12 protein-coding genes and 1 pseudogene are annotated in these 17702 nt (G+C 69.5%); 4 read left to right on the top strand and 9 right to left on the bottom strand.

Going from position 1 to position 17702, the window contains the following annotated elements:
- Positions 1–16: 16 nt before the first annotated feature.
- Positions 17–178: a hypothetical protein gene (locus AX744_RS20545; RefSeq protein ID WP_170224101.1), complete on the bottom strand. Its 162-nt coding sequence runs from the start codon at positions 176–178 to the stop codon at positions 17–19.
- A gap of 85 nt (positions 179–263) precedes the next feature.
- Between AX744_RS20545 and AX744_RS05135 the strand changes: the two genes are divergently transcribed.
- Positions 264–1238 (top strand): GlxA family transcriptional regulator, encoded by a 975-nt coding sequence (locus AX744_RS05135; protein ID WP_046748727.1) that lies wholly within the window; start codon positions 264–266, stop codon positions 1236–1238.
- A 134-nt stretch (positions 1239–1372) separates the two neighbouring features.
- Here AX744_RS05135 and AX744_RS05130 read toward each other — a convergent pair whose 3' ends face one another.
- Positions 1373–2077, bottom strand: a complete 705-nt coding sequence (locus AX744_RS05130; protein WP_061015603.1) for an NRDE family protein — start codon at positions 2075–2077, stop codon at positions 1373–1375.
- Positions 2078–2145: 68 nt separating this feature from the next.
- On the opposite strand from AX744_RS05130, the gene coaBC reads away from it, so the two are divergent.
- Complete coding sequence (gene coaBC, locus AX744_RS05125) at positions 2146–3345, top strand: bifunctional phosphopantothenoylcysteine decarboxylase/phosphopantothenate--cysteine ligase CoaBC (RefSeq protein WP_061015604.1); 1200 nt, start codon at positions 2146–2148, stop codon at positions 3343–3345.
- Positions 3346–3472: 127 nt separating this feature from the next.
- A complete protein-coding gene (locus AX744_RS05120; RefSeq protein WP_082738409.1) occupies positions 3473–5695 on the top strand; it encodes an ATP-dependent Clp protease ATP-binding subunit in 2223 nt (740 codons plus the stop codon).
- A 118-nt stretch (positions 5696–5813) separates the two neighbouring features.
- On the opposite strand, the gene AX744_RS05115 is transcribed toward AX744_RS05120, so the two are convergent.
- The 4 genes and pseudogenes from AX744_RS05115 to AX744_RS05105 form a co-directional block, all read right to left on the bottom strand.
- Positions 5814–8090 carry an ATP-binding cassette domain-containing protein gene (locus tag AX744_RS05115; protein WP_197429156.1) on the bottom strand — a complete coding sequence of 759 codons (2277 nt, stop codon included), beginning with the start codon at positions 8088–8090 and terminating at the stop codon, positions 5814–5816.
- Positions 8091–8154: 64 nt separating this feature from the next.
- On the bottom strand, positions 8155–8742 hold the full coding sequence (locus AX744_RS20970; RefSeq protein ID WP_058631747.1) for a nitroreductase family protein: 588 nt from the start codon (positions 8740–8742) through the stop codon (positions 8155–8157).
- A gap of 138 nt (positions 8743–8880) precedes the next feature.
- Positions 8881–9801 (bottom strand): annotated as a pseudogene (locus AX744_RS20965) (transporter); the annotation flags it as partial.
- Between the two features lie 77 nt (positions 9802–9878).
- On the bottom strand, positions 9879–10787 hold the full coding sequence (locus AX744_RS05105; protein WP_058631741.1) for a LysR substrate-binding domain-containing protein: 909 nt from the start codon (positions 10785–10787) through the stop codon (positions 9879–9881).
- A gap of 147 nt (positions 10788–10934) precedes the next feature.
- Here AX744_RS05105 and AX744_RS05100 point away from each other — a divergent pair, with 147 nt between their 5' ends.
- Positions 10935–14405 carry a proline dehydrogenase family protein gene (locus tag AX744_RS05100; protein ID WP_061015599.1) on the top strand — a complete coding sequence of 1157 codons (3471 nt, stop codon included), beginning with the start codon at positions 10935–10937 and terminating at the stop codon, positions 14403–14405.
- 107 nt (positions 14406–14512) lie between these two features.
- Here AX744_RS05100 and AX744_RS05095 read toward each other — a convergent pair whose 3' ends face one another.
- From AX744_RS05095 to AX744_RS05085, 3 genes are all read right to left on the bottom strand, one after another.
- Complete coding sequence (locus tag AX744_RS05095; RefSeq protein ID WP_061015597.1) at positions 14513–15601, bottom strand: ABC transporter permease; 1089 nt, start codon at positions 15599–15601, stop codon at positions 14513–14515.
- Positions 15598–16482, bottom strand: a complete 885-nt coding sequence (locus AX744_RS05090) for an ABC transporter ATP-binding protein (protein WP_058631738.1) — start codon at positions 16480–16482, stop codon at positions 15598–15600. Before AX744_RS05090 ends, AX744_RS05095 begins: the two co-directional genes overlap by 4 nt.
- A 96-nt stretch (positions 16483–16578) precedes the next feature.
- On the bottom strand, positions 16579–17702 hold a 1124-nt coding region (locus AX744_RS05085; RefSeq protein WP_061015595.1), incomplete at its 5' end, for a benzoate/H(+) symporter BenE family transporter.

Here is a 17702-nt window from a genome sequence, read left to right as displayed (position 1 = left end):
GCGGTCATGGTGCTGGTCAGCGATAACCGTGCCCCGACTCGGCCTGCTGCCCGACATCGCGTTCTGCGAGGCGCGTCCAGTCGGTCGGGGTGCGACGGTATCCGTCGCGGCGCAGTTCGACGAAGGTGGCGATCGTGGCCCACGCGGCGAGGGCGAGGAGTGCGATGAGGAGTATCATGGCAGAAACGCTACGTTCGATGCCGAACCGCCACGAGTGGCAGAATAGACTCTGAACGTATGAAAACTGCCAACCGGGAGTGTGTATGAAGACGGTCGCCTGTGTCATCCAGGACGGGTTCGCGCCCTTCGAGTTCGGCGTCGCCTGCGAGGCGTTCGGCCTCGACCGCGCCGATGACGGGGTGCCGAACTTCGACTTCCGCATCGTCGCTCCCCGTGCCGGCGTCGTGACGTCGAAGATCGGCTTCTCGGTGAACGTCGAGCACGATCTGGCCTTCGCCTACGAAGCCGACCTCGTGGTGTTCTGCCCTCTTCCCCGGGAGAACTGGGGCGACGTGGATCCGCTTCTGGTCGACGTCGCCCGCCATGCGGTCGACCGCGGCGCGTGGGTGATGAGCGTGTGCAGTGGATCGTTCATCCTTGCCGCTGCCGGGGTGCTCGACGGTCGACGCGCCACCACGCACTGGATGTACGCGCACGTCATGGCCGACATGTATCCGCAGATCGACATCGACCCCGACGTGCTGTTCGTGCAGGACGGCAAGATCATCACGAGTGCCGGCACCGCGGCGGGCATCGACGCCTGCCTGCATCTGCTCCGGCAGGAGGTGGGTGCCGAGCTCACCAACCGCATCGCCCGCCGGATGGTCGTGCCCCCGCAGCGCGACGGAGGCCAGGCACAGTTCATCGATCGCCCCATCCCCGTCGTCCCCACCGATTCGCTCGCCGCGGTCGCCGACTGGGCTGTCGAGCACCTGCGCGAAGACCTCGGTGTCGACCAGCTGGCGGCCAGGGCCCTCATGTCGCCGCGCACGTTCGCCCGCCGGTTCAAAGCCGAATACGGCGCGACGCCGGCGGCCTGGCTCGCGCGTCAGCGCATCATCCACGCGCAGCGGATGCTGGAGCGCACCGACCTGCCGCTCGAGCACATCGCCGACGAGTGCGGATTCGGTTCAGCGGCTGTGCTGCGGCAGAACTTCGCGAGAGTGCTCGGGCTGACCCCCACCGCCTACCGTGCGCGGTTCTCCTGTGCCGAGGAATCCGCGGTGCCCGCGGCCTGAGCCGGGCGGGTCCATCACGCAGCCGGATTCAGTGTCCAGGCCGGATTCAGTGTCCAGGCCGGATTCAGTGTCCAGGCCGGATTCAGTGTTCAGCCGGGGTCGCTGCTCAGCCAGGGTCAGTGTTCAGGCCGGATTCAGTGTTCAGACCAGTGCGCCGGTGCGGGCAGTGCGACGTCGCGCACCTCGACCCCGTCCTTGGTGACGGCGGCGATGCAGTAGAGCAGGGACTGCGTGGGGTAGCCGTGCGGCCGGTTGTCGCGGATGATCGCCCTGTCGTCTTCCGGAGGGAGCGCGGTCGAAGATGCGAGCAGGGCCGTCCACTCGGCCGTCCAGTCGTCGCTGTCGGCGGTCGGACCCAGGGCGCGGAATTCGGGCAGCCACGCCTGGATCCGCGGAGTCGTCGCATCGTCGAGATCGTCGTGCGCGATCATGTGCGTTCCGGGCTCGATGGGTGTTTCGCGAAGCTCGACGCCGTCCCACGAGAGCACTCTCGCGCCGGCGGGGCCCACCTCGAGCAGGTTGAAGCCGTGCATCGGCAGCGGTGCGACCGGCGATCGGCCCGTCACCGACTCCAGAGCGAGGGCGCCGCGGGACACCGCGTGAGCTGCGGGGAGGTCACGCACGTCCGCGCGGTTCAGCAGCACGGCGAGTCGTCCTTCTGCCGGGTTCGCGGCCAGCCACGCGCCGCCCGCTCGGCGGTCGCGGATACCCACCACGCCCGGAAAGTCGTCCGGCCACCACGCTCCGAGGGAGTCCCAGGTCCGCAGCGGGTCTTCGTCGCGGACCGCCAGAAGTCGTGCGGATCCGGCATTCTCGACATCGATCACGACCGTGCACACGGCATCAAGTCTAGGTCGGCGGAACGATCGTCGGCCCGCGACGGTGGATGCTGGGGCAGAATCGAGACGTGAACATCGTGGTCGGAGTCACAGGCGGCATCGCCGCGTACAAGACGGTGCATCTGGTGCGCCTGCTCACGAAGGGCGGCCACGACGTGACCGTGGTGCCCACCGCGGATGCGCTGCGCTTCGTCGGGCTGCCTACATGGGAGGCGATCAGTCGTCACCCCGTGACAACGAGCGTGCACGAGGATGTGGCACGGGTGCGGCACGTGGCTCTCGGTCAGGCGGCCGACCTCGTGATCGTGGCGCCGGCGACCGCGAACTCGATCGCGAAGATCACTGCCGGGCTCGCCGACGATCTCCTGGGGACCACCCTGCTCGCGACCGAGGCCCCGGTGCTGATCGCTCCGGCGATGCACGCCGAGATGTGGCGGAACAGGGCGACACAGGCGAACATCGCGACCCTGCGGGAGCGCGGTGTGCACCTGGTGGGTCCTGCCGACGGTGAGCTCGCCGGTGGTGACAGCGGTCCCGGCCGGATGTCGGAACCCGAGGAGATCTTTGCCGCCGCGCAGGCGCTGCTGGCTCCCGGTGACCTCGCCGGCGTGCGGGTGGTGGTCTCGGCCGGCGGCACTCGCGAGCCGATCGATCCCGTGCGTTTCCTCGGCAACCGCTCCAGCGGCCGGCAGGGTGCGGCGCTCGCCGCGGAGGCGGCCGCTCGCGGAGCCGAGGTGACCCTGGTGTCGGCGAACATCTCGGGTGACGTGCTCGCCGATGTGCGGCATCCGTCGATCCGCGTCGTCGGCGTGGGCTCCGCGATCCAGCTCGCAGAGGTGATGAAGCGTGAGGCCGCAGAGTCGGACGTGATCGTGATGGCCGCCGCGGTCGCCGACTACCGACCGGTCGCGGTCTCGGAGCGCAAGCTCACCAAGGAGGGCGGCGGGGTACCCGCCATCGAGCTGATCGAGAACGAGGACGTCGTCGCAGCCCTGGCCTCTGCACGTCGCCCGGGTCAGCTCGTCGTCGGCTTCGCAGCCGAGACTCCGGAGGACGAGGCCGAACTGCTCGCTCGCGCTCGCGGCAAACAGCAGCGCAAGGGTGTCGACCTGCTGGTGGTGAACGAGGTCGGCTGGGAGCGCGGGTTCGAGAGCGCGGAGAATGCCGTGCACATCCTGGGCCCCGGCGGTGCGGTGGCGGCGACCGTCTCCGGCTCCAAACGCGCTGTCGCGTCCGCGATCTGGGACGCGATCGGACGGGAGCGCTGACGAGGCGGACGGACTGGAGGAGAATCTCGGCGAGTGCTAAACTTGAGTCAATCAGACTCAACTTTGATCCCGTCCTCCGACTTGGTGGACGGGAGACGACCAGAAGGAGCAACTCCAGGAGGAGCGCATGACCACCCCGCAGACCGGCAACCAGAACCAAGAGCAGCAGTCCGCCCTCGAGCAGTTCGGCATCAACCTCACCGACCGTGCCCGCGAAGGCAAGCTCGACCCCGTGATCGGACGCGACAGCGAGATCCGTCGGGTCAGTCAGGTGCTCACCCGACGCACGAAGAACAACCCCGTGCTGATCGGCGAGCCCGGCGTCGGTAAGACCGCCGTCGTCGAAGGCCTCGCCCAGCGCATCGTCGCCGGCGACGTCGCCGAGTCCCTCAAGGACAAGGAGCTGGTCACGCTCGACATCTCCGCCCTCGTGGCCGGCGCCATGTACCGCGGCCAGTTCGAGGAGCGGCTGAAGCAGGTGCTCAAGGAGATCACCGAGTCCGACGGGCAGGTCATCACGTTCATCGATGAGCTGCACGTGCTGATGGGCGCCGGTGGCGGTGAAGGCTCGGTCGCCGCATCCAACATGCTGAAGCCGATGCTGGCCCGCGGCGAGTTGCGGTTGATCGGCGCGACCACCCTCAACGAGTATCGCGAGTTCATCGAGAAGGACGCAGCGCTCGAGCGCCGCTTCCAGCAGGTCTACGTCGGTGAGCCCACGGTCGAGGACACGATCGCGATCCTCCGCGGCCTCAAGGGTCGGTACGAGGCGCACCACGGGGTGACCATCTCCGACAGTGCTCTCGTTGCTGCTGCGGCCCTGTCGAACCGGTACCTGCCCGCGCGTCAGCTGCCCGACAAGGCGATCGACCTGATCGACGAGTCGATGTCGCGGCTCAAGATGGAGATCGACTCGTCTCCGGTCGAGATCGACCAGCTCAAGCGTCAGGTCGACCGGATGAAGCTCGAGGAGCTCGCCCTCAAGCGCGAGAAGGACGCTGCGTCCAAGGAGCGACTGAGCGCCTTGCGCGAGCAGCTCGTCGGCATGGAGCGACAGCTCGCCGAGCTCGAAGCCCGCTGGGCGCGCGAGCGTCAGGGTCTGAACCGGGTGGGCGAGCTCAAGAAGCAGCTCGACGACGCGATCACGCAGCGCGACCTCGCCATGCGCAATGCCGACTACACGAAGGCTTCGAAGCTCGAGTACGAGACGATCAAGCGCCTGGAGCGCGACATCGCGGAGGCCGAGCAGGCGGAGGACACCGCGTCGAGCGAGCCTCGCATGGTCAACGAGCAGGTGACCGAGGAGGACATCGCGGCCGTGATCGCCGCGTGGACCGGCATCCCCGTCGGCCGGTTGCTGCAGGGTGAGAGTGAGAAGCTGCTGCACCTGGAGAACGAGCTCGGCAAGCGCCTGATCGGGCAGAAGGACGCCGTGAAGGCCGTGTCCGACGCCGTCCGCCGTTCGCGCGCGGGGATCAGCGACCCCGGTCGTCCGACCGGATCGTTCCTGTTCCTCGGCCCGACCGGTGTCGGCAAGACCGAGCTTGCCAAGGCGCTGGCGGAGTTCCTCTTCGACGACGAGCACGCCATGGTGCGCATCGACATGTCGGAGTACGGCGAGAAGCACTCGGTGTCCCGGCTCGTCGGCGCCCCTCCCGGGTACGTCGGCTACGAGCAGGGTGGTCAGCTGACCGAGGCCGTGCGTCGCCGGCCGTACAGTGTGATCCTGCTCGACGAGGTCGAGAAGGCGCACCCCGAGGTGTTCGACGTGCTGCTGCAGGTGCTCGACGACGGTCGGCTGACCGATGGGCAGGGGCGCACGGTCGACTTCTCGAACGTGATCCTGATCCTCACCTCGAACCTGGGCTCGCCCATCCTCATCGACCCCGTGCTCGCACCCGATGAGAAACGCGACCAGGTGATGGCGCTCGTGCGGCAGGCGTTCCGTCCGGAATTCCTGAACCGCCTCGACGACATCGTGATGTTCTCGGCGCTGAGCGAAGACGACCTCGCACAGATCGTGGAGCTCTCGGTCGACCAGCTGCACGACCGGCTGAAGGACCGGCGACTCACCCTCGCGGTCACTCCGGATGCGCGGGCCTGGCTCGCCGAGCGCGGGTACGACCCCATGTTCGGTGCTCGTCCGCTGCGCCGCCTCATCCAGAGCGAGGTGCAGAACAAGCTCGCGACCGCGCTGCTCTCGGGCAACGTGCACGACGGCGACACGGTTCGCGTCGACGTGGCCGCCGACGGGATGGGCCTCGTGCTCACCTCGACGACGCCGGAGCCCGAGGCCGACTCCGACTCCGACGAGGATGACGTGATCGAGGCGGAGCTCCTCGAGGACTGACACGCCACGACTGAGCTGAACCGCTCGGACACAGAAGAGGGACCAGCGGGTGATCCGCGGGTCCCTCTTCTCGTGGGGTCTCGGCTTTGACGTGCGGGCTCAGCACTCTCGTGCAGGCTCAGCCGCGCAGACCGGAGGCCGCGGCGAGTGCGCGACCGGTGAGGGAGTCGTCGTCACGCACGATCTCGGACGGCGTCCCGCTGAAGATCAGGCTCCCGCCGTCGGATCCCGCCCCCGGACCGATGTCGATGATGTGATCGGCACGGGCGACCACTCGCAGGTTGTGCTCCACGACCACCAGCGTCGCTCCCTCCTCGAGCAGGTCGTCGAAGAGGAGGTTGATGGTGTCGACGTCGGAGGGGTGCAGGCCGGAGGTCGGCTCGTCGAGGATGATGCGGTCCGCCCGGTCGCGGTGCGGATCGCTGAGGTGGCGGGCCAGCAGCAGACGCTGCTTCTCCCCGCCGGACAGCGTGTCGAGCGACCGGCCGACCGGGATGTATCCCAGTCCGGTGCGCTGCACCCAGGCCAGGGCCTCGACCACGTCGGCATGGGCGGAGAAGAGGGCGCTGACCTCGGCCGGTGGTGCCGCCAGCACGTCGGCGATCGTGGCGCCGTCGACCCGCACGGCCAGAGCGGTCGGGTTGAAGCGCAGCCCGCCGCACGCATCGCAGGGGAGGGACACGTCGTCGAGGAACGCGAGCTCGGTCGTGATGTGGCCGCGGCCGCGACAGGTGGGGCACGCCCCGCGGGAATTGAAGCTGAACCAGGAGGGGTCGAGGCCGGAGGCATCCGCGAACACCGCCCTGACGGTGTCGGCGATGCGAAGGATGCTCAGGGTCGTGGATCGGACGCCGCCGCGCAGCGGTTCCTGTCCGACGACCGTGAAGTCCGGGTGCTGGCGTGGCAGCTCCGTGGTCGCGAACGAGCTCTTGCCGGAACCGGCGACTCCCGTGACGGCCGTGAGCACGCCCAACGGGATGTCGACGTCGAAACCTCGCAGGTTGTGCGAGCGCGCATCCCGCACCGTGATCCGGCCTGACGGTGCCCGTGTCGCTCGACGGATCGGCAACGGCTCGGCGAGCAGGCGCCCCGTCAGTGTGTCGCCGGCGCTGAGCTCGGCCGGCGTCCCCTCGAACTGCACGAGCCCACCGGCAGACCCCGCACCGGGACCGAGGTCGATGATGTGGTCGGCGACCGCGATCACCTGCGGGTGATGCTCGACGACGAGGATCGTGTTCCCGGCATCGCGCAGTCGTTGGAGCAGGGCGACGAGGCGCTGGATGTCGGCGGGGTGCAGCCCGGTGCTCGGCTCGTCGAACACGTAGGTGACGTCGGTGAGCGCGCTGCCGAGGTGTCGCACGATCTTGACGCGCTGCGCCTCGCCGCCGGACAGCGTCGCCGACTCGCGGTCGAGCGCGAGGTAGCCGAGGCCGACCGAGAGCAGGGCGTCGAGCGCATGACGGATCCCTTCGACCGCCGGTGCCACCCGTGGGTCGTCGAACTCCTCGAGCAGCGCGTGCAGCTCGGAGACCGGCATGCGCATCCAGTCCACGATCGAGCGCCCGGCGATGAGGCTGGCCCTCGCGGCTTCGTTCACGCGCGCGCCGCGGCAGTCGGGGCAGGTGTGATGCGTCACGAGTCGGTCGAGCTCTTCGCGCACGGAGGCTGACATCTTCACCGGACGCTGCTTGAGGAACACGTCGCGCATCCGCGTGATGACCCCGTCGAAGCGCGCGCTCTGCGGGAAACGCGGGTCGGGGTCCTCGAGCTTGAGCTTGTCGGCATAGAGGAATTGGTCCATCTCCTCGGCCGTGTAGTCCTTGAGCGGCTTCTCGCGGTCGAACAGTCCACAGTAGGCGAAGCGTTTCCAGCGGTACACGCCTGGACGGAACAGGCTGAACCGCACCGGGCCCTCGTCGATGTTCTTCTCGGGGTCGATCAGTTCATCGATGTCGATGTCGTACACCGTGCCGAGCCCTTCGCAGGTCGGGCACATGCCGGAGGGGTCGTTGAACGAGTACGCGGGGGAGTAGCCGGCTGACGGCTCGCCGACGCGGGAGAAGACGAGGCGCACGAGCGAGGCCAGATCGGTCGCGGTCGCCACGGTCGAGCGCGCGTTGCCCGTGAACCGACGTTGGTCGATCAGCACCGTGAACGTCAGACCGTCCATCGCCTGCACGTCCGGAGCGGGCAGCTGCGGCAGTCGCGAGCGGATGAACGTCGAATAGGAGTCGTTCACGAGCCGCTGCGCCTCGGCGGCGATCGTGTCGAGCACCAGCGACGACTTGCCCGAACCCGAGACCCCGGTGAAGACGGTCAGCAGCTTCTTGGGGACGTCGACGGAGACGTCGCGGAGGTTGTTCGTCCGTGCGCCGGTGATGCGGAGCATATCCATCCGCACACGCTAACGGGGCCCCCGGACAAACCGGAGACCCCGTTGACGGCGTCGGCGGGAGCGGTCAGGCGCTGAGGACGACCGTCTCGTCGATGGGGCGACGCACGCGCGGGGCGACCTCGCGCTGCTGCAGCACCTCGGGCAGGGCCTCGATGTCGCCGAACTCGCCGACGGCGAAGACCGTGACCGGCACGAACCGGGCCTCGAGGTCGGCGAACTCACGGACCACCTCGGGGTCGAAGCCGCTCATCTGGTGCACGAGCAGGCCGTCGTGGTGGGCCTGCACCGAGAAGTGCGCGACCGCCTGGCCGAGGTCGTAGAGTGCGTGCGTGATGGGGGTGCCATCGGCGGTGGCGGTCTCCGCGATCGCGACGACGAGAACCGCGGCGTTGCCGGCCCATGCCTGGTTGAAGCCCATCAGGGCGTCGACGACCTGGGCGTGGAGTGCAGTGCCGCGACGGGCGACGATGAAGCGCCAGGGCTGGATGTTGTTGGCGGACGGGCTCCAGCGGGCGGCCTCGAGGGCGGTCGCGAGCTTGGCCTCGTCGATCGAGTTCTGCGCGTCGAAGGCGCGGGGGCTCCAGCGGCCGGCGAGGACGTCGAGGACGGGGTGCTCGGTCGGGGCGGTGCGGTCGATCACGGGGGTGCTCACAGAAGTGCCTTTCGGAAGGAGTGGATCGGACTCCTTCGTCCGGGTACACGGGAGCCAACAGATGTATGTGCATGCATATTCCCGGATCGTCCGGATGCCCTCGATGGCCGAATCCCGCAGCGACCGGATGCCGATCGCGGTGACGAACAGCGTGACGGCGATCGCGAGCGCCACGGCCACGGGGCCGGCGGACGACACCTCGGCGACGTCGAGCCAGGCGATCGTGTAGGTCGCGACGGCCGCGACCGGGAAGGTGAACGACCAGAAGCCGAGTGTGAAGGGGAGCCGACGGTAACGCGGGATGGTGGCGACCTGCGCGGCGACGAGGAGCGTCATGAGACCGGCGAACGCGAACGAGAGCGGCGATGCGATGCCGTCGGTCAGGGCGAAGAGCGCGAGTCCGCCGACGGCCGGCGGGGCCATCAGCACCGCCAGGCTGGGGGTGAGCGCATCCGGCAGCGGGGGGCCGGCGACCAGGCGCACGAGCACGAGCGTCGTCATCACGACCCAGAAGAGGCATCCGACGCCGAACGCCGCCCATCCGAGCCCCGGCAGCCCGAGTGCCTCCGCGGCGGTCGCGGTGATGAATCCGCCGGCGACCGGCGGCAGGATGTACCCGCCGTGGATCGCGGCGAGCTCGATCCGGCCGGCCATCCAGGTGCTCACCAGCCAGCCCGCCCACACCGCGGTGCTGGTCATCGAGGCGATCACGATTGTTGAGCCCGCGACGGGGAGCGAGGGAAGCAGCCGGATGCCGATGAGCATCCCTACCAGAGGGAGGATCGCGGCGAACGGTGCCTGCACGGGGTCGCGGAGCTGCGCGCGCAGAGGTGTGCCGCTGCGCACGCCTCTCACGGTGTGCGCGGCGAGCAGTCCGATCGTCGCCATCGCCGACAGGCCCCAGAAGGCAGGGGCGACGGAAGCGGGCACCGGGGCGACGGCGGTGGCCGCCGACCAGGTCGACGCGACGCCGGCGAGGCCCAGCGCGATCGCCAGAGTGCTCAGCGGGATCCGTGCGGGAGGATTCCGGCCGGAGCGGGTGCGAGTGGAAGAGGACATGTCGAGGTAACCTCTGACATTTTACTCCGGGGTTCACGAAGGCGGCGCGGATGCCGAAGGCGGCGCAGACCCCGAGGCTAGGCGGCGAGGTCGTGCGAGGCCGCGTCGGCGAGTGCGCTGCGCACGGCGCGGATCGAGGGAGCGTCCGCAGACACACGCCTCGCGGAGGAGAAGATCTCGCGCCGAGGCTCCTGCGGCAGCGGTGCCAGGTCGACCGTCGGGGTGTCACCCGCCCACACGAGCTCCGGCAGCAGTCCCACTGCGAGTCCGGCATGGATCAGCCGCACGTGGGCGGTGAGGTCGGCGATCTCGAAGCGCACATCGGGCTCGAACCCGGCGGTGCGGCACAGCTGCTCCGCCCAGGCGCGCGACGCGGTGCCGGCAGGTTCCAGCACCCAGGGTTCGTCGCGGGTCGACCACAGCGCGGCGACGGCGTCGGCGTGCGCGGGGGTCCCTGGCCGCCGCGCGAGGGCGATCGCGTCGTGTGCGAGCGCCACCCGGTCGAGGTCGGCGTGGATCGGGCGTGTGCGGCCCGGGTACTGCTCGGCGAGGATGAGGTCGAAGTCGCGGCTGGACACTCCGACGAGTCCGGTCTCCGGGTCGGACTCCGTGACCTCCACTCGCAGGGCGGGATGACGTTCCTTGAGGGCTTCGAGCCCGCGGGGCAGGAGCGAGTGTGCCGTGGACTGGAAGACCGCGATGCGCACGGTGCCCGTGACCTCGGTCAGGGACTCGGCGACGGCGACCTGGGCGTGCTCGAGCTGGTCGAGGATGCCGATGGCCTCGGCGACGAGCACGTTCCCCTGCGGCGTGAACTGCACCCCGCGCCCGACCCGGCGCAGCAGCGGCACGCCCACGTCGCGCTCCAGCGCACTGAGCTGCTGCGACACCGATGCCTTGCTGTAGGACAGGGCGTCGGCGACGGCCGACAGTGTCCCGCGACGCGACAGCTCCACCAGCATCCGCAGTCTGTTCACGTCGAGCACGGCGGGTCCTTCGTTCGGCGCCTATCGTTCAGTGGAACTGAACAGAATCCACGCAAATCGGTTGATAGACGGAGCCTACCGAGCGGCAGGACAATGATCCAGCCGCACACGAAATCCCGGTGTGCGCTCTCTTGGAAGGTCCCACCGATGCCTGTCGCCGCCGACACCACCACCCCCCGCACCGAAGACGTCGCCGCCCTGGTGCAGCGCTGGCTCGCCGAGAGCGAGACCCACCCCGTCGAGCCGGCCGCCCAGCGCCTCTCCGAGGTGCTCAAGGACCCGAACGGACTCGCGTTCACGGTCGGCTTCGTCGACGGCGTCATGCGCCCGGAAGACCTGCGCGTCGCCGGCCGCAAGCTCGCCGAGCTGAGCGACATCACCCCGTCGCTGCTGCCCGGATACCTGCGCGCCGCGATCAAGACCGGCGGCTTCTGGGCGCCGAAGCTCCCCGGCGTTGTCGTGCCGATCTCGCGCCGCGTGCTGCGCGCCATGGTCGGGCACCTCGTGCTCGACGCCACTCCGTCCAAGCTCGGCCCCGCCATCGCGAAGCTGCGCAAGAGTGGCAACCGCCTGAACCTCAACCTGCTCGGCGAGGCCGTGCTCGGAGAGCGGGAAGCCGGACACCGGCTGCAGGGCACCCGTGACTTCCTGGCCCGCGACGACGTCGACTACGTGTCGATCAAGGTCTCCAGCGTCGTGAGCCAGCTGTCGATGTGGTCGTTCGACGAGGCCGTGGCGGACGTCGTGGAGAAGCTCACCCCGCTCTACGAGCTCGCCGCGCGTGCCGAGGCCAAGGGCAAGGCCAAGTTCATCAACCTCGATATGGAGGAGTACCGCGACCTCGACCTGACGATCGCGGCCTTCACGAGCATCCTCGACCAGCCGGGCTTGGAGAACCTCGAAGCCGGCATCGTGCTGCAGGCGTACCTCCCCGACGCGCTCGGCGCGATGCAGCACCTGCAGGAGTGGGCAGCCGCCCGTCGTGCGAAGGGCGGAGCGCCGATCAAGGTGCGCGTGGTCAAGGGCGCGAACCTGGCGATGGAAGAGGTCGACGCCGCGATCCATGGCTGGCCGCTCGCGACCTACGGCACCAAGCAGGACTCCGACACCAACTACAAGCGGGTGCTCGACTGGGCGATGACGCCCGAGCGCCTGGACGCCGTGCGCATCGGCATCGCCGGCCACAACCTGTTCGACATCGCCTACACCTGGCTGCTCGCACAGGCCCGCGGGGTGGCAGACCCGACCGGCGCCGATCCCCTCGTCGAGTACGAGATGCTGCTGGGCATGGCGACAGGTCAGGCCGAAGCCGTCCGCAAGGACGTCGGCCGTCTGCTGCTCTACACGCCGGTCGTGAACCCGGCGGAGTTCGACGTGGCGATCGCGTACCTGGTGCGCCGCCTCGAGGAGAACGCCAGCCCGGAGAACTTCATGTCGGCGGTGTTCGAACTGGCCTCCAACCCCACGCTCCTCACCCGGGAGCGGGAGCGCTTCGAGCGTTCGCTTGCCGCGCTCGCGAACGACGATCCGCAGTACGTCCCCGCCGCCCATCGGGTGCAGGATCGGACAGCTGAGGCTCCCGTGGGAACGACCACGGGCTTCGCGAACCAGGCCGACACTGACCCCGCCATCGCGGCGAACCGTGCCTGGGGTCGCGAGATCCTGAGCCGTTCGGTCGGCTCGACGCTGGGTCTGGACAGCATCGCGCTGGCCAAGGTCGAGACGGACGCCGAACTCGACGGCATCTTCACCGCAGCGACCGCCGCCGCCGAGAAGTGGGCAGCGCTGCCGGCCGCCGACCGTGCCGCCGTGCTGCACCGCGCCGGCGACGAGCTCGCCGCGCGCCGTGGTCAGCTCATCGAGATCATGGCCCACGAGGCGGGCAAGACCATTGCCGAAGCCGACCCCGAGATCAGCGAGGCCATCGACTTCGCGCACTACTACGCCGAGCGCGCGAAGGACCTGGAGACCGTCTCCGGTGCCGAGTTCGTGCCGTCGAAGGTCACCGTGGTCACTCCTCCCTGGAACTTCCCGGTGGCGATCCCCGCCGGCGGTGTGCTCGCGGGCCTGGCCTCGGGCTCTGCCGTGATCATCAAGCCGGCCAAGCTCACCCAGCGCTGTGGCGCCGTGATGGTCGAGGCACTGTGGGCCGCCGGTGTGCCTCGGGACCTGCTCGCGCTCGTCGACCTCGCGTCGCGCGACCTGGGCACGCGCCTCGTCGCCGGCCCCGCGGTGGATCGCGTGATCCTCACCGGGGCGTATGAGACGGCGCAGCTGTTCCGCTCGTTCCGCTCCGACCTGCCGCTGCTCGCCGAGACCAGCGGGAAGAACGCGATCATCGTCACCCCCTCAGCCGACCTCGATCTCGCGGCCGCCGACGTGGCCCGCAGCGCGTTCGGCCACGCAGGGCAGAAGTGCTCCGCCGCGTCGCTCGCGATCCTCGTCGGATCCGTCGCCGACTCGAAGCGGTTCGAGCGTCAGCTGGTGGATGCGGTGACCTCGATGCGCGTCGGCCTGCCCGACGACCCGGCCACGCAGATGGGTCCGATCATCGAGCCCGCGAACGGCAAGCTGCTCACCGCGCTCACGAAGCTCGAGAAGGGCGAGCGCTGGCTGGTCGAGCCGCGCAAGCTCGACGACGAGGGCAAGCAGTGGACGCCCGGCGTGAAGACCGGTGTGCGCGAGGGGTCGTACTTCCACCTCACCGAGTTCTTCGGCCCGGTGCTCGGCATCATGCACGCCAAGGATCTGGACGAGGCGCTGCGCCTGCAGAACGCGGTCGACTACGGTCTCACGGCCGGCATCCACTCGCTCGACTCCGACGAGGTCGCCACCTGGCTCGACCGTGTCGAGGCCGGCAACCTCTACGTGAACCGCGGCATCACCGGGGCGATCGTGCAGCGTCAGCCGTTCGGCGGCTGGAAGCGCTCGGCGGTCGGCGCCGGAGCCAAGGCCGGTGGCCCGAACTACCTCTTCGGTCTCGGCGAGTGGGCTCCTGCGGAGCTTCCGGCCGCGGCGCCGGGTGCGGCCGTCGTCCCCGTCGTGCGGGCACTGCTGGAGGCGGCGTCCTCCGAGGTGGACGCGACCGAGGCCGAGTGGCTGCAGCGTGCTGCCGCGTCCGACGAGCATGCCTGGATCGATGAGTTCGGCGCCGTGAGCGACAAGTCCGGCCTCGGGGTCGAGCGCAACCTGTTCCGCTACCGTCCCGTCGCCGTCGACGTGCGCATCGCCGACGACGCTCCTCTGGTGGATGGCCTCCGTGTGCTCGCAGCCGCCCTGCGCAGCGGCAGCCCGTTCACAGTGTCGGCGCCGGCACTGCCCTCTCGCGTCGAGAAGGCCCTGCGCGCGCACGGCGTGACCGTCAAGCACGAGTCGGACGCGGCGTGGACCAAGCGCTACGCCAAGGCCGCGAACTCGTGGCACCGCGTGCGTCTGGTCGGCGGCGACGCCGCGGCGCTGCACGACGCGCTCGGCGGAAGCCCGGATGTGGCGGTCTGGTCGCACGCCGTGACCGGGGCGGGACGGGTCGAGATGCTTCCGTTCCTGCACGAGCAGGCCGTATCGATCACGAACCACCGCTTCGGCAACCCCACCACCCTGGCCGACGGCGTGATCTGACCTGACCCTTCGCCGAGACCCATCGGCCACAACGAAACCCACCGTCGCTGACGTCTGCGACGGTGGGTTTCGGCGTGCGGGATGGGTCTCGGCGTCAGGGGAGGGGGCTAACCCCGCAGCGCCTCGCGGAGCTTGACGCGGGAGCCCATGCGCAGGAGCGAGTTCTCGTAGATCTTCGCGCCGATGACGATCGCCGCCACGCAGCTCGCCAGCAGGATCACGAGGCTCAGCAGCGGCTCCCACCACTGCGCCTCTCCCACGAACAGGCGCATCGGCATGCCGACCGGTGCGGAGAACGGCACGTACGACATGATCGTCAGCACCAGCGGGTTGTCGTTGAAGACGATGACCAGGATGTACGGCGCCATGATGAGCATCGTGATCGGTGTCGTGGTGGACCCGATGTCCTCCTGGCGAGAGACCATCGACGCCGCGGCCGCGAACATCGCCGCCAGCAGGATGAAGCCGAACAGGAAGAAGATCGCGAACCAGATGATGGGCGCCCCCAGCGTCGTGAGCACCTCCCGTTGACCGGTGACGATCAGACCGATGGTGGCGACCGCCGCCAGGGCGAGGATCTGCCCCATCGCGAGCACGGTGTTGCCGATCACCTTGCCGGCGAGGAGCGTGCGGGCCGGGATCGCCGAGAGCAGCACCTCGACCACGCGGGTCTGCTTCTCCTCCACGACGCTCTGTGCGATCGTGCCGCCGAACGTCGCCGCAGCCATCATGAAGACGAGCCCGAACGCGATCGCGATGAAGTAGCGCAGCAGCGGGTTGGTGGTCGCCGGCTCGAGGCTGACGATCTCGGGAGCGATCGACAGGGCTGAGACGATCTCGCCCGGGGGATCCTGCATCGCGATGATCGTGTATCCCGACGGTCCGTCGCCTTCGATCACCGCGGCATCGACCTTGTCATCGCGCACGAGCTGTTCGGCTGCGGCCCGGTCGGCGACCGTGGTGACCTCGACGTTCGGGATGGCCGAGACGGCTGAGGCGGTCTCCGCGGTGGCGGCGATCGGCGTGGTCTCGGTGTTCTTGCTCGCGAACCCGCCGAACAGGATGCCGGCGAGGGCCAGGACCAGCAGGATGCCGGTGGAGATCAGGAAGGCCTTGCTGCGCAGCTTCGAACCGATCTCGCGCTCGGCGACGAGCCAGATGCCGTTCGAGCTGCGAACGGGGGAGGGGGTGCTCACTGGATGACCTCCTTGAAGATCTGGGCGAGGGACGGATGCTTGGGGGCGAAGCTGGCGACATCGCCACGCTGTACGGCGGACTGCAGCACGCGCTGGGCCGTCTCAGGGCCGTCCGCGTCGAACAGGGCGTAGCCGCCCTCGAAGTCGACCACCGTGACTCCGGGCTCGGTGCGCAGCCACCCGGCGTCTCCGGCCGAGACCAGCTCGTACCGGTCGCGCGCGTGCTCGGCGCGGAGTGCGTCGCGTGAGCCCGCCGCGCGGATCGTGCCACCGGCGAGGATGACCAGGTCGTCGCACAGCCGTTCCACCACGTCGAGCTGGTGGGAGGAGAACAGGATCGACGCCCCCTTGGCCGCGCTGGACTGCAGGACACCCGCGACCACGTCGACGGCGAGGGGATCCAGGCCGGAGAACGGCTCGTCGAGGATGAGCACCTCGGGGTCGTGCACGAGCGAGGCGGCGATCTGCGCGCGCTGCTGGTTGCCGAGCGACAGAGATTCGATGGTGTCGTTCAGCCGCTCACCGAGCCCGAGTTCCGTGAGCAGCGAGGTCGCCCGCTCCATCGCCTCCTGCTTGCCGAAGCCGTGCAGGCGTGCGAGGTAGACGATCTGCTCGAGCACCTTCATCTTCGGGTAGAGGCCGCGCTCCTCGGGCATGTAGCCGAAGCGGCGCCGGTCGGCGGTCGTCAACGGAGCACCGTCCAGATCGACGCGTCCGCCGTCCGACGACAGCAGCCCCAGCACGATCCGCATGGTGGTGGTCTTGCCGGCGCCGTTGCCGCCGACGAAGCCCGTGAGCCGCCCGGGGGCGACCGTGAAGGACACGTCATCGAGCACGCGCCGAGAGCCGTAGCTCTTGGTGATGCCGGAGAGTTCGAGCATTCCTGTGGTCATACCCTCACGCTACGGAGCACACGTGTCTCGGACATCCCCCGCATGGCGGACTCCGCAGGATCACCCGAGCGGGGGAGGAGGAGGTCAGTTGCGCGCGGTGTGCAGCACCGTGCGCACGAGGAGGCCGGCGACGAGGGCCCAGAACGCGGCGCTGACCCCGAGCACGGCGATCCCTGACGCGGCCACGAGGAACGTCACCACGGCGGGGATGCGCTCACCCGGGTCGTCGATGGCCTGCTGCACGGACGATCCGAACGCGGCGAACAGCGCGAGGCCCGCGACCGCCGGGATGACGGCGGCAGGTGCCAGCACCACGAGCGCGGCGAAGGCCGCCGAGAACACGGCGAGCACGAGGTAGGACACTCCGGTCGAGACCCCGGCGACCCACCGCCGTTTCGGGTCGGGGTCGGCGTCCGGCGAGGCGGCGAGCGCGGCGCTGATCGCGGCGAGGTTGATGGCGTGCCCGCCCGCCGTCGCACCGAGCGCCGTGCCGACCCCGGTGACGAGCATGGCCGGGCGCCACGGCACCTCGTATCCGAAGCTGCGCATGATCGCGACGCCAGGGACGTTCTGAGACGCCATCGTCACGATGAACAACGGCAGCGCGAGGCCCACGAGGGCGCCCACCGTGAACGTGGGAGCGGTGAATTCGAGGCGCGGCAGCAGCAGACGCGGATCGAACGAAGCGCCATCGCCGATCAGGGACACCGCGACCACCACGGCCGCAGCGGCGAACGCGAGCGGCACGGCCCAGCGCGGGGCGAGCCGCGCGAACACCAGCCAGGTGAGGACGACGGGCACCACACCCCAGGGATTCGCCACCAGACCGGTGATCGGGGCGAGGCACAGGGGCAGCAGCACTCCGGCCAGCATCGCCTGCGCGATGGACGGAGGGATGCGAGCGATCAGGGCGCCGAGTGCGGGCCACAGCGCCGTGAGCAGGATGAGCGCGGCGGTGACCAGGAACGCACCGACCGCGGCAGGCCAGCCGCCTTCGACCGTGCCCGTGGCCACGAGGAGGGCGGCCCCCGGCGTGGACCAGGCGACGGTGATCGGCATCCGATACCGCCATGCGAGCACGACGCATGCGAGACCCATCATGAGGCTGACCGCGAGCAGCCCGCTGGCCGCCTGCGCCGCGTCCGCCCCGACGGCGTCGAGTCCGGTCAGCACCACCGCGAACGAACTCGTGAACCCGACGAGTGCCG

It is taken from the genome of Microbacterium sp. CCH5-D1, from assembly GCF_001557335.1.
Taxonomy (GTDB): domain Bacteria; phylum Actinomycetota; class Actinomycetes; order Actinomycetales; family Microbacteriaceae; genus Microbacterium; species Microbacterium oxydans.
This window is presented reverse-complemented; position numbering and strand designations above follow the sequence as displayed.